Source organism: Veillonella orientalis, from assembly GCF_018406505.1.
GTDB classification, from domain to species: domain Bacteria; phylum Bacillota; class Negativicutes; order Veillonellales; family Veillonellaceae; genus Veillonella; species Veillonella nakazawae.
Window position 1 is genome coordinate 1,295,451 of record NZ_AP022322.1, and the last position, 14,976, is coordinate 1,310,426.

General features: G+C 36.8%; 15 protein-coding genes. All 15 read right to left on the reverse strand.

Annotated features, from left to right (window positions below; all coding sequences use genetic code 11):
• Positions 1 to 61 precede the first annotated feature (61 nt).
• The gene (locus tag VEIS1202513_RS05875; RefSeq protein WP_213466984.1) at positions 62 to 1,981 is read right to left on the reverse strand and encodes an ABC-F family ATP-binding cassette domain-containing protein; all 1,920 of its coding nucleotides are present in this window, start codon (positions 1,979 to 1,981) and stop codon (positions 62 to 64) included.
• Between the two features lie 28 nt (positions 1,982 to 2,009).
• Positions 2,010 to 3,275: a type II secretion system protein GspD gene (locus tag VEIS1202513_RS05880; protein WP_213466986.1), complete on the reverse strand. Its 1,266-nt coding sequence runs from the start codon at positions 3,273 to 3,275 to the stop codon at positions 2,010 to 2,012.
• On the reverse strand, positions 3,257 to 4,138 hold the full coding sequence (locus tag VEIS1202513_RS05885) for a hypothetical protein (protein ID WP_213466988.1): 882 nt from the start codon (positions 4,136 to 4,138) through the stop codon (positions 3,257 to 3,259). The genes VEIS1202513_RS05880 and VEIS1202513_RS05885 overlap by 19 nt, the downstream gene beginning before the upstream one ends.
• 129 nt (positions 4,139 to 4,267) lie before the next feature.
• The gene (galE, locus tag VEIS1202513_RS05890) at positions 4,268 to 5,257 is read right to left on the reverse strand and encodes a UDP-glucose 4-epimerase GalE (RefSeq protein WP_213466989.1); all 990 of its coding nucleotides are present in this window, start codon (positions 5,255 to 5,257) and stop codon (positions 4,268 to 4,270) included.
• Positions 5,258 to 5,266: 9 nt separating this feature from the next.
• Positions 5,267 to 6,703 (reverse strand): phosphoglucose isomerase-related protein, encoded by a 1,437-nt coding sequence (locus VEIS1202513_RS05895; protein ID WP_213466990.1) that lies wholly within the window; start codon positions 6,701 to 6,703, stop codon positions 5,267 to 5,269.
• Positions 6,704 to 6,787: 84 nt separating this feature from the next.
• A complete protein-coding gene (locus tag VEIS1202513_RS05900; protein WP_213466992.1) occupies positions 6,788 to 7,066 on the reverse strand; it encodes a DUF1294 domain-containing protein in 279 nt (92 codons plus the stop codon).
• 20 nt (positions 7,067 to 7,086) lie between these two features.
• Positions 7,087 to 8,010 (reverse strand): NAD-dependent epimerase/dehydratase family protein, encoded by a 924-nt coding sequence (locus tag VEIS1202513_RS05905; RefSeq protein ID WP_213466993.1) that lies wholly within the window; start codon positions 8,008 to 8,010, stop codon positions 7,087 to 7,089.
• Positions 8,011 to 8,032: 22 nt separating this feature from the next.
• Positions 8,033 to 8,743: a ribonuclease H1 domain-containing protein gene (locus VEIS1202513_RS05910; RefSeq protein ID WP_213466995.1), complete on the reverse strand. Its 711-nt coding sequence runs from the start codon at positions 8,741 to 8,743 to the stop codon at positions 8,033 to 8,035.
• Between the two features lie 9 nt (positions 8,744 to 8,752).
• Positions 8,753 to 9,244, reverse strand: coding sequence for a Cys-tRNA(Pro) deacylase (gene ybaK, locus VEIS1202513_RS05915; protein WP_213466997.1), 492 nt, complete (start codon positions 9,242 to 9,244; stop codon positions 8,753 to 8,755).
• An 86-nt stretch (positions 9,245 to 9,330) separates the two neighbouring features.
• Complete coding sequence (locus VEIS1202513_RS05920; RefSeq protein WP_213466998.1) at positions 9,331 to 10,329, reverse strand: nucleoid-associated protein; 999 nt, start codon at positions 10,327 to 10,329, stop codon at positions 9,331 to 9,333.
• A 27-nt stretch (positions 10,330 to 10,356) separates the two neighbouring features.
• Positions 10,357 to 11,652 carry an AMP-binding protein gene (locus tag VEIS1202513_RS05925; protein WP_213466999.1) on the reverse strand — a complete coding sequence of 432 codons (1,296 nt, stop codon included), beginning with the start codon at positions 11,650 to 11,652 and terminating at the stop codon, positions 10,357 to 10,359.
• Position 11,653: 1 nt separating this feature from the next.
• Positions 11,654 to 12,760 (reverse strand): thiolase family protein, encoded by a 1,107-nt coding sequence (locus VEIS1202513_RS05930; protein WP_213467001.1) that lies wholly within the window; start codon positions 12,758 to 12,760, stop codon positions 11,654 to 11,656.
• Between the two features lie 65 nt (positions 12,761 to 12,825).
• A complete protein-coding gene (locus VEIS1202513_RS05935) occupies positions 12,826 to 13,338 on the reverse strand; it encodes a biotin transporter BioY (RefSeq protein WP_213467002.1) in 513 nt (170 codons plus the stop codon).
• Positions 13,339 to 13,346: 8 nt separating this feature from the next.
• The gene (locus tag VEIS1202513_RS05940) at positions 13,347 to 13,913 is read right to left on the reverse strand and encodes a hotdog family protein (RefSeq protein WP_213467003.1); all 567 of its coding nucleotides are present in this window, start codon (positions 13,911 to 13,913) and stop codon (positions 13,347 to 13,349) included.
• A 189-nt stretch (positions 13,914 to 14,102) separates the two neighbouring features.
• Complete coding sequence (gene galU, locus VEIS1202513_RS05945; protein ID WP_155086914.1) at positions 14,103 to 14,966, reverse strand: UTP--glucose-1-phosphate uridylyltransferase GalU; 864 nt, start codon at positions 14,964 to 14,966, stop codon at positions 14,103 to 14,105.
• Positions 14,967 to 14,976 lie beyond the last annotated feature (10 nt).

Here is a 14,976-nt window from a genome sequence, read left to right on the forward strand (position 1 = left end):
ATTAGAGTTTTTAATTTTTTGTCAATTAAAATAACTCTATAATAATATATACTATTATAAGTTATTCAGATAATCGTTCCCATTTCTCATACAATGTATCTAACTCACTTTGTGTAGATTCAATTTGTATGGAAATTTTGGACATTTCATCTAAATCTTGCTGTACTACAGGATTAGCTAATTGAACTTCATACATTTTCATAGTTGCTTCTAATCGAGCAATTTCAGATTCCACCTCAGCTAATTGCTTTTCTATCATATAGGCGTTCGGCTTCTTCTGCGATGCCTCTATAGATTCTTCTACTGAAAGTATAGGTTCATTAATAGAAGTATGTTTATTATCACTAACACTGTTTTCTAAGTTTTGCTCGTTAGCTATGGCTAACAAATCTTCCTGTTCTTTTAACTTTTCTTTGTAATACGAGTAATTACCGAGATATTCAGTAATTTTTCCATCATCTAGAACAATGGTTTTTGTAGAAACTTGATCCAAAAAATATCTGTCATGAGAAATAATAAAGCAAGTACCTTCAAATTGTTGTAATGCTTCTTCTACAATTTCACGCGTTGGAATATCTAAATGGTTTGTCGGTTCGTCTAAGATAAGGAAATTATCTCCTTGAAGGAATAATTTTAACAATGCTAACCGAGCTCTCTCACCACCGGATAAGTCTCCTACTAGCTTAAATACATCATCCCCTTTAAATAGAAATGAGCCTAATACATTGCGGGCTTTTTCTTCAGTATAGTTAAAATGGTTCATAACCTCTTCTACTACCTGCCAAGAATCATGTAATTCCTCATGCTCTTGTGAGAAGTATCCCACTTGTACGCGGTTACCAATATCTACGTGACCATTCTCAGGGAATAATTCACCTACTATAGTTTTTACGAGTGTCGATTTACCAGCCCCGTTAGGTCCAATAAGGGCTACTGATTCTCCACGTCGTACTACGAGTGATATATCATCAATTATAGGATCTTCACCATATCCTACTGATAAATGATCTAGAACAAGAACCTTATCGGCACTCATCGCAGCAGGGGGAAAAGAAAATTGTAAATGATGTGAAGTTACCGGTGCATCAAGTCGTTCTAAACGATTCAATTGAGACTGACGACCACGAGCCATTTTAGATTTAATACCTGCCCGGTATTTATCTATATAAGCCTCTGTCTTTTTGATGTACTCCTGTTGTTTCTCATAGGCTACCATATCCGCTTTCAACCGTTCATCTCGTTGCTGAATATAACGACTGTAATTACCACGATAAGTTGTAGCCTTATGGTTATCCAATTCTACAACACCAGTGACAATACGGTCTAAGAAATAACGGTCATGGCTGACAATGAGAATCCCACCATGATAGGCAGACAAATACCCTTCAAGCCACTCTAACATGTCCATATCTAAATGGTTAGTTGGTTCGTCTAAAAATAAAAAGTCTGGACGCCGTACCAATGCTTTAGCTAAATTAATTCGAGTCTTTTGACCACCAGAAAAAGCGCTTGCTGGTTTATCTAAATCCTCATCAGTAAAGCCAAGACCATAAATGATGCGCTTAGTCTTTTGCTCGTAATCATAGCCACCTAACCATTCAAGGCGATTTTGTAAATAATCTAAGCGTTGTAAATCAGATTCACTAGCTGCTTCTGTTTCTAAGCGTGTAGTAAGTTCTTTAAATTGTTCTTCCAATGCATGTACATCAGCCCATGCCTTTTCAATCTCAGTAGCTAAACTATCATCACCAAGATTTACATCTTGTTGTAAGTAGCCAATGCTTGCAACAGGCGACTTAACTACATTACCTTCATCAAGATCTTCATAGCCTAATATGCATTTTAATAAGGTCGATTTCCCAGCCCCATTAGGACCTACTAAAGCTAGGCGATCACCTTCTTTTATCTCAAAGGACACATTGGAAAATACTTGGCGCACCCCAAATGATTTTCCAAGGCCTATCATTCGAATGCGTTCCATTCACAACCTCCTAATCATTTATCCTTTATTATACCACAGTTGCCCGTACCAACATCAACATCTCTACAGAATCTTTTGTTTTTCTGCTATGACGAAATAATTTGCCCAATAACGGAATATCTCCTAATATAGGAATCTTTTGTATTTGGTGCTGATCGCGATTATCCATAAGACCGCCTATAACAAGTACCTCTCCTGGTTGTAAACGCACTCTTGTATGTGCTTGCCGCGTACTAATTTTATAAGCTTTCATTTCCGAAACCATAATCGGTGTACTTACCTCGGCATGTATTTTTGCGTCTACACCGCCATTAGCGGTAATAATAGGAGTATAGTTTAACTTAATCCCCACCTCTTCATAGCGAGTAGATCGCTTGCGCTCTCCATTCACCTCTGACTCTTCTATAACAGGGATACGTTCACCTATTAATATATGTGCAGTCTCACCATTGAGGGCCATAATGGATGGTTTAGCGATTAGAACCGCTTTTCCTGAACTTTCCATCAAACTTAACTCAGGTTTTACAAAAAATTTGTAAGCTTCACCGCCTGGTGTTTTACCAAAGGTAACAGCCCCATAGGAATTAGTCTTATCTTCTCCATGTCCAGTCAAGCTGAGCCATGACCATCTAAACCCTTGCTCTTTTGCATAAGATTGTTCCATAGCAATGATGGTTGCTTCTAATTGTACTTGTTTAGGTTCCTTGTCAACTGCATTGATTAGGGTTTCTACACGCCTCTTTTCTCCGCTCGTTAAATGCATAATTACTTCGTTTTGTTCTGAAAGCACAGCCATTTTATCATTTTTTACTATTGTTCCCATTATATTTGATAAAGACTCTGCAGGCAGATGTTCAGGAGAAACTACATAGAGCTCTCTATTCTCTAGTGCAGTATCCTCAGATTCAATAAGAAGAGTCTTATGTTGTTTTGTTACCGTAAAATGATATAACCGCCCTAGCTCTTTTATAATCTCTTCTGGAGACTCTCCTTTTACACTTGCCGTAATATTGCCCTTTAATGACTCTACTCCGATAACTGATATACCATAACTGCGACAAATACCTAACACAGTATCCTTTAAAGAGGCATTGCGTACAGATATTGTAATTGTTTCTTTATCTTTATTAGGTTCTACGCTCTTTACTGAATTATTTGTTGCATTATTTCCTACATTTTTTATTACCTTATCTTCTATAGTATTTCCTGTTACAACTAACATTTGTGCTAATAAAAAATATATTAGTGCAACTATTAATATAACTATTTTTATGATCACTCGATTTTTAGCCATCGCGACGAACCTCCTTCAATGATTTCTACACCACTTGCAGTAATATTAGATATGGATATTCCTTGCCAACTACTCCCTACTGTAACCATCTGTTCCTCTGATCCTTTTTGTAAAATAGCTATATTTTGATTTCCTTCAATGATGCCCACCAGTTCAATTGGTTCTTGTAAGCTTGATAAATTAGTATTAATAGCTATTTTTGAAGGAACACGTGCACTACTAAAATTATTAATCTTATCGTAAGTCGTATCGCCATTAAGCTCTTTAGGCTTCTTTCTATCTGTTCTTATTGTTTTATTCTTAGTGCGTCTATATTTCCTTACTCCCTTTTTTTCACTTGATAGATTACCATTGACAATCGCCCATTCATCATCGCTCATATTATTTAAATCATCCATTTCCTCATAATCATCATCAAAATCTCTAGTCCCATCATTTTGATGTAACAAATCTGTACTAGAAATATTTTTAAAGACCTCTCGCCAAGGATGAGAACGCTCTACACTACTCACATCATATAGTAATCGTCCCTTACCATTAGAGTCATCGCTCCTTTTACTTATAGGTTTATGATCAACTCCATCTATACTAGATTTCCCCTTATATTTACCATTGTTTCTCTTAGTAAATGTATCCTCCGTTTTGTCTTTTGAAATTTCTGGTCTTTGTTCACTAGCCTCGTCATTGAATTGGCCTGATTGTATTTGAACCTTATCCTCCTGAGAAGGATAAAAAATACCAACTGATATTACCCCTAGTGCAATTACAAGAAAAATAATAATTACAATTCGGTAGTGCCGAATAATAAAATACTGTTTATTAATCCATAACTTAATACGTTGTATATAATCTTGTAAGTTCATAATTCACCTCCTGCAGACTATTTCTAGGAGGTCCTTTTAAATTCCTACAAAAAAATGACTCTACCAGTCACCTAGGTGACTAATAGAGTCATTCATTATATTGACAAATCAAACCGATTCGTGCTCATTTTATTTACTATTAAAACCCTCTGGATGAGATGTATGCCATTTCCAAGCATCCTTAATAACATCAGCTACATTACTAAATTTAGGGTCCCAACCAAGTAAGTTTTTAATCTTTTCAGAAGAAGCAATCAATGTACCAGGGTCCCCTGCACGACGATCACCATATTGAACAGGAATATCGATGCCTGTAACCTCTTTTGCAGTTTCAATGATTTCTTTTACGGAGAAGCCATTTCCACTACCAAGATTAAATACTTGGGACTCGCCGCCTTTACGTAGATAATTCATAGCCAAAACATGGGCTGCAGCTAAATCATTAACATGAATATAATCGCGCACACATGTACCATCAGCTGTATCATAGTCAGTGCCAAATACAGTTATATGTTCTCTTTTACCACGAGCTGCATCGAGCACAAGTGGGATCAAATGTGTTTCTGGGTGATGATCTTCTCCAATCATACCAGACGGATCCGCACCAGCCGCATTGAAGTAACGCAATGCAACATACGTAGAACCATAAATATAACTATAATCAGATAACATTTCTTCAATCATCAGTTTAGTACGACCATATACATTAGTTGGATGTAATGGCGCATCTTCACGAATTGGCACTACCTCTGGTTCGCCATATACAGCAGCCGTACTAGAAAACACAAAATGTTTTACACCCGCAGTACGAGCAGATTCAATAAGGTGATAGGAGCCAACTACATTATTTTCATAATAAATAGCTGGATTTACCATTGATTCTCCAACTTGAGAATGGGCAGCGAAATGCATAACCCCAATGATATGATGCTCTTTCATAATATCTATCAACTTAGGATCTGCAATATCCATATTGTAGAATGTAACCCCTTCAGGAATAGATTCTACATGCCCTCTAGATAAATTATCTACAATAATCGGTGTGTAACCGGATTGTTCTAGAGCACGTACAGTGTGACTCCCAATATAACCAGCCCCACCTGTTACTAAAATATTCATAGTTCCCCCTTATGAATTATGTGTATCCTTTGCACGAGCCAATTTTGGCCCGATGAGACGTTTATAAACTTCAACACCTGGTTGATCAAAAGCGTCTACACCTGCAAAAATAGATTCAAAGTAAACAGCCCAACAATGCATAAACATGATTTCCCCTAAATGGAATGCATTTAATGTTGGTACAGTTATCGTCATATTAAAGCGATTGTCACTAGATAAAGCCTCTCTATTGGCATCTAAAGCAATATTCAAAATATCACAAATACCTACATTTCCAAGTGCTTGCAATCGTTCATATTGACTATGTGTATTAGGCACTACGAGATTATGTTTCCAATCCTTAACCTTAATAAATTGAACCACCTTATTAAGACGGCCCTCTTGATGCTCTTGTACTTGAGCATGCATATCCATAGTCCCTACTGCAGCAACCGGCGTACGACCATATGGTAAGCAAGTATTACTCATCTTCCCTAAAGATTCGGATAATAGTTGTACATACCAATCAGATAAGGAGTGAAGAGCTTCACCATAAGGCATAAACACCTCAATAATACGACCGTACCGTTCAGACGCAATATATTTTAGTAAAGCACTTAATAAAGCAGGATTCTTAAAAATATCCTCTTCTTGACAAGCCGCATCCATTGAAGCTGCACCTGCCAAGAAACCTTCAATATCAAATCCTACGAGAGCAGCTGTAACAAAACCTACTTCAGTAAATACAGAGAAACGACCACCTACACCATAAGGAATACTGTAGGTCTTCCAATGATTCTCTATCGCCATAGAGCGTAAAACTGTAGGATGTTCATCATCAGACATATCGGTAACAGCTACCACTTCATAATTTATATTACGATCTTGTAAAGCTTTTTCCAAAATCATGAAGTTAGCCATTGGCTCGATGGTAGAACCTGACTTAGATGTAATAACGAGCATCACCTTATAGTCTGATCCTTTTGTCTGAGCTTGGTACTCTAAAGTGCGAATAAGACCAGCTAAATAGTCACCATCTACATTAAAGCCTGCAAAATACATGCGTGGATATCCGTTTCGTTCTTCCGTACTGAGATTATTCCAAAACGCACCACATTCGACATCGAAAATAACCTTACTACCCAAGTAAGAGCCACCAATACCTACAGATACAACTGTGTCAATATTATGGCGAGCATAGTCCCGCAGTTCATAAAGTCGTTTCAACATTGCAGGTGTATTAATACCATCTTCTGAAATATAAGGAAGTTGGTAAAACAATACCGGTTCAGGCAAGCCATCCTTAGAAACATGTCCTTCTTCAAAGCCTGTAGAACGCAAAATATTTGTATGACGCCAAACATTTTGTATAGCACGCTCAAAGTTATTTACGTCTCGTTCTTGTATGCAACTTTCATTATATATGTTAGCGTAATCTAACTCGAACCCCGATTGTAACCGCAACATCAAATATCTCCTTTACTGACATTTTATGTACAATATTCTACTCATTATATCATAAAACAATGAATAAAATATTAGTTTATGCAATCATTTTACCCACAAACCATAGCCAAAACCCACTGCATAAACAGACCATAACAATGCGATAGGAATAGCTAGTTTAAACTTAAGCTTTAAAGTCTTATGACGCCAAATAACCATACCTAATAGAGCACCAATGCCGCCAAAGGCAAATGCTAAAAATAATAATGTAAACTCTGAAATTCGATCATATCCCTTTATAGCACATAACTTATCATAGCCATACATACTAAATACAATTAGATTCCATACGCCTACAGTAACCCAAAATTGTGTATCACTCATGTCCCCAAACCTTATATTTTTTACTTATGATGAGCCTTAAAATATTCTAATGTTTTTTGTAAGCCATCATCTAATGTTGTAGACGCTACAAATCCAAAATCGCGTTCCGCCTTTGCATTGCTTAACCGTGAATGTTTGATATCACCTATGCGTTCAGCCTCATAATGAACCATAAAGTCGGCACCACTAATAGATCTAAAGCGCGTAATCAACTCATTTACAGATGTTCCCGTATTGGTAGAAACGTTATAAATACCTGTGCAGTTATTATTTCCCATAGCCTTAATATTAGCTTCTACCACATCTTCTACGTAAATAAAGTCTCTTGTTTGTTCCCCATCACCATATACGGTTAAAGGCTTACCTTCAACAATTAAACGATTGAAAATACTTATAACGCCGCCTTCACCACCATCCCCTTGACGTGGTCCATATACATTAGCATATCTAAAGCATACTGTATTTAATCCAAAAGCTTCACGATAAATACGCAAATACCCTTCCGCTGTAAGCTTGGTTAACCCATAGAAGGATGATGGCATACCACTAAGTTCTTCAGTCAATGGTAACACTGCTAAGTCCCCGTAAACAGCAGCTGAAGATGGCATTAAAAATTGTTCAACTTTCACCTTACGACAGGCATCAAGTACATTTATTAGCCCTAGTAAATTAACATCACAGTCATATCCCGGATTCTCCATTGAGGACTGCACCATAGTTTGAGCAGCCTCATGGAATACAATAGAGGGCTTAAACCTTTCAAATACAGATAATAATTTTGGGTCCCGTACATCCATCTCAATAAATTGAGCAGACTCATGTACAAAAGAACGCATACCTGTAGATAGATTGTCTATAACAAGCACATTGTGCCCCAATCCAATTAATCGATCAACGAGATGAGAGCCAATAAATCCAGCTCCACCAGTAACACATATATTCATAGCACCCTCCTTTCTGAGAAATCTAAATTCCCGCACCTTTTTTGGCTAATACATCAGCCATTTCATTATATGTATCGCCCGTATGTGCTGCCACCTTGTGAAAGTGTACGCGCACACGATTTTTTAGAGAGTCATAAAATGCAGCATATTGTTGAGTTAGTGCATTATTGCGTTTCCATCTTTTTGTAGCCCACATTTCAATTCCCATATAATCATAATATAAGGAACATTCAGGAATACCATGATCAACAGCATATTTCATAACATACATCGCAGCTAATAGCTCACCAGACACATTCCAAAAAGCCGTATATCGTTCATCAGTAGAGGGAAAGGAAAAAGTCTTTCTAGTCCCATTCAAGAAGATAACACCACCTGCGCCAACAGTATTAGTCCCTTTATTATAACTACCATCAATATAAGCAACTACATGATTTTGCTTAGTAAAATCTGGTTTTGTCACACTTGCGGATACCTTATTTTTAATGTCAGTACCAACCTTTGTAGTTATCTTCTTTGTCCCTTGCAAAGATTTTGATTCACTCTTATGAGCGCTCATAAAATCACTTAAGGATAAACCTGAATCTTCTACAAAGGCACGAGCTTCTGCTTCCGTAGGAAAAGACTTATAGATAGCCCCACCAAAGCCTTTTACCTGTTTCTCACAGTCAGCCCATGTGGTATATACACCTGGTACACGACCCTGACGAACTGCATAATACTTCTTTGCCATACGTACCTCTTAATGATCCATTGTAAGTGCTATAAATTCAGCATTAACAACAGATGCTAAATCTTTTGGATTTACCTTCATTTGCATCCCTCGAAGACCAGCACTTACATATACAAAGTCTTGAGGCTCCATAGTAGCATCAAAATATGTGGGAAATAATTTTTTCATTCCCACTGGAGAACATCCTCCTCGTAGATAGCCCGTAATACCTAGCAGGTCCTTGACATGAACAAGCTCTACAGACTTATTATGACTGACACGAGCAGCTTGTTTCATATCTAATTCAGCTACAACAGGAATGCAAAATACTACATATCCTGTTTTGTCGCCCTTACCAACTAATGTTTTAAAAACTTGTTTTTCATCAAGCCCTAATGCCTCAACTACATGAAGACCTGCTGCCCGCTCTTCAGACCACTCATATTCACTAATACTATAAGGAACCTTATGGGTGTCTAAAATACGTAATGCGTTTGTTTTTTTATGTTTCTCTTTACTCACTATATTCCACCTTATATATTAGCGTAACAAATAAATCTTATCAATATATAATAAATTTCTATATATCAATAGAAATAGCCTTATTCTTATTTATTTACAATTTTATTAATATTTTTCAATTCAATGCGTAAAGTTCCATCATCATTAGTTTTAATTTCAATGAATTCACGATTTTTCATATATTCTACGGGAAATGAAATTTCGATTCCCGTGTCAGTTTTAATTTTGTGATGCTCACCGACCTTCGTAGCAAACTCACGGTTTACAGGTAAAGGCCTCATCATATCTGCATCAGCTAATTCCTTTTTAGCCGCCTCTTGTTGAATGGGGTTCGCCTTAAATACCTCTTCCACAATACGAACAGGATCTACTGTATCAGATACTTCAGCATTTTTAGCAATCATAGACTTTGCCGTCGTCAATTCAACAATACCGTCCGACTCGTGTGCTTGAGCTACCTTGTCTACAATGGCTTTTACCTTTTTCACTGTATCTCGAGAGGATTGATTAGTACCTAATTGTAACACCTTATCGGCTAAAATATAGGATACTTCACCATCAAATTCACCTTTCGGTTCAAAAATGCGAACACTAAAATCAAGTAGATTAATAGATGCAAAAGCTCGTAATTTCTGTGATGGCATCGGCAACACAGCCTTATGAGAAACAAGTTCTGTGGCTAAGCTGCCATCATCTTCACTAAATAGTTGATGTGTAAAAGCATCATGAGCTTGGCACAAAAGAATACAGATATAAGATGCATCTGTAATAGCTTCACAGATAATCGTATCAATAACAACAGAATCCGTTGCTTGCTTCATATAGGTAAATAAGCTTTCACCTAAGTTCTTAGATAAATCTATAAACTTGAGATTTCCATTTTTATAATCAACTAATTGTTTACCAAATGGACTTGCATCATGCAAGGTACCTGTTCTAGCAGCTGGATCTTTGAACGCCTTAGCTACATGATTGGCAATATAATCTTGTATAGCTTGATCTCCAACCTTTAATTCATGTTCAGAGTATACGGCTAAAGAGGACGTAAAGTCGAAAATCTCTAGCGCCGCCTTATTAATCTGCATGATGCCTCCTTATAACAGTAAAAACGATTACCCTTTATTATACCACTCTTTTAGCTTTCGTTTATCAACTTTTGAGCATTCTGTAAGTGGTAACATAGGAATTTCTAGAACTGCTTTTGGCCATTCAACTGAAGGTCTTTCGTGATGAATAATTTCTATAATTTTACTTAATTCAGTAATATCCTCTAATACCATATAAGCAATAAAGTCTTCCCCACGTATATCATCATTAATCGTAATAACAGCCACTTCAGAAACGCCCTGTAAGGATTGTAAATACAATTCCATTTCGGGAATAGAAATTTTATATCCCCCTTTATTGATTACATCACCTTGTCGCCCGTTAAACATAAGGTACCCCTCTGAATCAATATAACCACAATCATTAACCGTATATGTATCTGAAATACCTTCAATATGATACTTTGTAATTACATATATAACCCCATCATCTGCTTTAATTCGGACCGTTGGGAATGGCCTGCCCACAGTGCCTTCTCGGTCTAGCCACTCTTTACCTGTGCAATAGGTTATATAGTTAAGCTCAGAAGCACCATAATAAAGAATGAACTCCATGTTCGGACATATTCGTTCTAACTGGTCCATCAACTGTCGATCCAGTACTTGTGATCCTGCGATGATATAGTTAATAGAGTCTACTTTACTTTTGCAATGACGTACTAATAATCGTAATTTTGTTGGTAATGCATATATATGGTCCACATGATATTCTTTAATAAGCTGTATCCATCGATTTGGGCGCAACGAACTCGTTGTAATAACTGTTCCTCCAGACCATAGTACAGCAATAACCATATTACTAACACCAGTGAAGCTAAAGCTTCCATGTAAGAATATTCTTGTATCTTTATTTATATGGAAAATATCGTTTTGGATATCAAAGAACTCTCTCCATGAGCTTTCACTACGCCACAAAGGTTTTGGACGCCCAGTAGTCCCAGAGGTAAGTACACCAAAGTCAGCTAAAGGTGCCACCCCTTTATATGCTATAATACGAGCCAATTCCTCAACATACTCTGTATCCATCTCGTTATGGCATACCATAGGAATATAACCGGTATACAATCCCGCCAACCACTGTACAAGTTGTTCCACAAATGATTGACTCTGAATTAAAGCAACTATATGTTTCGGTGATTCTTTAGTTTGAGCAACATTTACTATACGACTAGTATCATTAATATCTATGGATAAAATAGCATCATACAAATCACCGTATGTATACTTTTTATCATCTACAATTAGAGCAATCTTGTGAGGATCTAATTCTTTATATTGTCGTAAACGTTCAATAATTGTCATTTTACATTCGTTCCATAATTAAAGCAGTTCCTGTACCGCCTGCGCCGGCAATAGCACACAAACCGTATCGACCATTACAGGATTCTAAAGCAGCCATGCAATGAAGAGCTAAAATAGCCCCAGAGCAGCCATAAGGATGTCCATAGGCTAATGCACCACCAAGCATATTATATTTCCCCATATGATCAGGGTAGGACTTATCAAAGAGAGCATCAATGATGGCGAAGGCTTCATTCCATTCCACCACGTCCAAATCATCCATGGTCAATTCTGTCCGTTTTAAAATAGCTTTAGTACTTTCAAGAGCACCTTCTGGACTAAACTGAGGATTTCCAGCCCAAGGCATGATACTATGAATTCTAAACGGCCCTTTTTCATTAGATATGTATACAAAAGCAGCACCATCATGAGTTAAACAAGCATTGCCAGCATTTGTAATAGAACCCTTACCTAATAATGGTTTCATCCTAGATAAAAGTTTTTCATTCATCTTTGGCCTAATACATTCGTCTACACACTCTTTTCCATCTATAGAAAAAGGCATTATATAAGATTGCAAAAATGAATTGTCTAAAGCCTTAGTAGCTCTCTGATGACTTTCAATAATATATGGATATAACTCTTCCTTAGTTATATTGTGCTTATGAATGGTTCTTTCTGCCCCTTCTAACATAGCTAAAGGAGACCGATCTTGAGGCGTAAATTGAGCCACCTTATATAAACCGTCTCGATTATCTCCAGTTGCATAAATTCGGTCTGGTTGTAATGAAGAGCTTTCAATGCCACCAGCAATAGCAGAATTCATCACGCCTGACGCAATATGTGTATAGGCCATCTCAATACTCATCAATGCTGATGCACATTGCATATCAATTGTTACAGCAGGCGTCGATACCGATAAATTAGACATTAAACCCATTAATCGTCCAATATTTCCACCTGTACCAACTGCATTACCACAAAAAATACCATCTACAGAGTTAATTTCATATCCTTTAATCAACTCATTAATCAATTGTGCACCCAATATCTCAGGTCTTGTATTTTTATATTGGCCGTTTAACACACCTATAGGGCTTCTAAGCCCACCATGAATATATACTGACATATAAGCTCCTATAACAAATGCACAAAAGAGGCACCCCAAGGAATGCCTCTTTTCATTATTACATGCTAAATTTTAATTTTAGTTGCTAGCCAGGATGCAACGAGACATTTTACGATATCCCCAGGAATAAATGGGAACATAACTACAGGCAACGCCGCCCAAAGTTCTGTTTTGGTAACAATCATAAAGCCTACCACACCAAATAGGTATACTACAGGAATTGTAATTACAAGAGAGCGCCACGCATAAGAGAAAAAGCTCTTTTTAGGCCCTTTAAATACACTTAGTAAAGTATATGCTATTGGCCAAGAGAAGATAAATCCCCCTGTAGGTCCCAATAATTTACCAAGACCAGCTGTACCCCCAACGAATACAGGTAGACCAACGGCTCCTAGCAGAACATACACGATAAATACTATAAAAGCATCCTTTGGTTGCAATAATAAGCCTGTTAATGTCGCCACCAAAGTCAATGCGGTTACCATTGCCGGACTAAATGGCAATGGAAATGAAATATATGCTGAAATACATAATAAGGCTGTCAATAAAGCCATTTTTGTTAAACGTCTTGCTTCCATAATTACCTCTAACTAATACATCTTTGTTTCAAAGATGTTGAATCTTCATTTTCACCAAAAAAAGTAGCAGAAAATGCCAATGTATCACCTACATAACCTTCTACATGAGCATCCTCAGGGACTTCCACTAAAGTCACCATATCCCCTGCAATGACAGGGGCATGAAAATAAATCGCCATCTGCTGTGCAGATTTACTAATGTTCCAATAATTCCACAATGTTTCAAGAATCATGCATCCAGGTACGACATAAGGATCCTCTCGATGAATTGGATTCGTGTCATTAATATCATTTACGAATTGTACTATATCTTTCTTGGAAAACGATATAGCTCCACTAATTTCATCATGATGTACGGTAGTGCGAATGCTAAATTTTCTCGGCACCGGTCGTAAATCAACCATTAAAAAACCTGATTTATCTAGAATACCAATTGTAGTAGTTTTAGCGATTTGATATAAAATACCACAGATAGATTGATCACTTCCTGAAGCATCATAATGCATATGCTTAATAATACTATGTCCTGGTAGATCTAAGTCATTATTACATAATGCTTTAAATAATGTTCTCATATAATCACAGTCCTTTATTTATTCAATAAATTGATTATAATCAACATCTTTTCATTCGTCAACAAAAGTCATTATCCATTTGTTAACAAATATAAAATAATATATCTATATTAGCTAAATGTACTACTAAAAGAAAAGAACCCATGATATATCATAGGTTCTTTCATAAGGTTAAATCTTATAGATTTGTTATTTAAGATCTAGCTCTTTTAAGTATGCCTTGAAGTTTTCACCTAATTCTTCATTGCGCAATGCATACTCAACAGTAGCTTTCAAGTAACCTAGTTTATCACCTGTATCGTAACGAATGCCTTCATAGGCCAATGCATACGTGTCAGTTTTAGATGCTGCTAACGCATCAGTCAATTGAACCTCATTACCTACGCCTGGTTTTGTATTTTCCAAAATATTGAAAATATCTGGAGTTAAAATATAACGACCTAATACAGCAAGTGTAGACGGCGCATCTTCTTTTTTTGGTTTTTCCACCAAGTTATGAACGCGATATAAATTATCCGCTAATGCTTCACCAGATACGATACCATAAGAGCTAACTTTATCTTCCGGTACAAATTGAGCCCCTAGAATAATACCAGGATGTTCGTCATAACACTCAATTAACTGTTTTAAGCATGGATTTTCAGGATTATATACAATATCATCACCAAGTAACACAGCAAATGGTTCATCACCAATAAAGGCTTTGGCACATAGTACAGCATCACCAAGACCACGTGGTGCCTTTTGGCGGATAAAGTGAACCTTAATATCTGCTAAATCCTTAATCATAGCCAACTGTTTATTTTTACCTTGGCTTTGTAACAATAATTCTAATTCAACACTGCTATCGAAATGGTCTTCAATAGCACGTTTATTACGACCTGTAATGATTAGGATTTCTTCAATACCAGAATCTAGTGCTTCTTTCACAATATATTGGATAGCTGGTGTATCTACAATAGGAAGCATTTCCTTTGGTTGTGCTTTAGTAGCTGGTAAGAACCGTGTACCAAAGCCAGCTGCTGGAATAACGGCCTTTCTAATACGTTGCATAGTTATCTCC

Bases quoted from the DNA above. Each gene is read 5' to 3' on its own strand.
- VEIS1202513_RS05925 (WP_213466999.1), bottom strand. From the start codon at position 11,652: ATGACAATTATTGAACGTTTACGACAATATAAAGAATTAGATCCTCAC.
- VEIS1202513_RS05940 (WP_213467003.1), bottom strand. From the start codon at position 13,913: ATGAGAACATTATTTAAAGCATTATGTAATAATGACTTAGATCTACCA.
- VEIS1202513_RS05920 (WP_213466998.1), bottom strand. From the start codon at position 10,329: ATGCAGATTAATAAGGCGGCGCTAGAGATTTTCGACTTTACGTCCTCT.
- VEIS1202513_RS05880 (WP_213466986.1), bottom strand. From the start codon at position 3,275: ATGGCTAAAAATCGAGTGATCATAAAAATAGTTATATTAATAGTTGCA.
- VEIS1202513_RS05905 (WP_213466993.1), bottom strand. From the start codon at position 8,010: ATGAATATATGTGTTACTGGTGGAGCTGGATTTATTGGCTCTCATCTC.
- VEIS1202513_RS05895 (WP_213466990.1), bottom strand. From the start codon at position 6,703: ATGTTGCGGTTACAATCGGGGTTCGAGTTAGATTACGCTAACATATAT.
- galU (WP_155086914.1), bottom strand. From the start codon at position 14,966: ATGCAACGTATTAGAAAGGCCGTTATTCCAGCAGCTGGCTTTGGTACA.
- VEIS1202513_RS05910 (WP_213466995.1), bottom strand. From the start codon at position 8,743: ATGGCAAAGAAGTATTATGCAGTTCGTCAGGGTCGTGTACCAGGTGTA.
- VEIS1202513_RS05875 (WP_213466984.1), bottom strand. From the start codon at position 1,981: ATGGAACGCATTCGAATGATAGGCCTTGGAAAATCATTTGGGGTGCGC.
- galE (WP_213466989.1), bottom strand. From the start codon at position 5,257: ATGAATATTTTAGTAACAGGTGGGGCTGGTTATATTGGGAGTCACACT.
- VEIS1202513_RS05935 (WP_213467002.1), bottom strand. From the start codon at position 13,338: ATGGAAGCAAGACGTTTAACAAAAATGGCTTTATTGACAGCCTTATTA.
- VEIS1202513_RS05930 (WP_213467001.1), bottom strand. From the start codon at position 12,760: ATGTCAGTATATATTCATGGTGGGCTTAGAAGCCCTATAGGTGTGTTA.
- VEIS1202513_RS05885 (WP_213466988.1), bottom strand. From the start codon at position 4,138: ATGAACTTACAAGATTATATACAACGTATTAAGTTATGGATTAATAAA.
- VEIS1202513_RS05900 (WP_213466992.1), bottom strand. From the start codon at position 7,066: ATGAGTGATACACAATTTTGGGTTACTGTAGGCGTATGGAATCTAATT.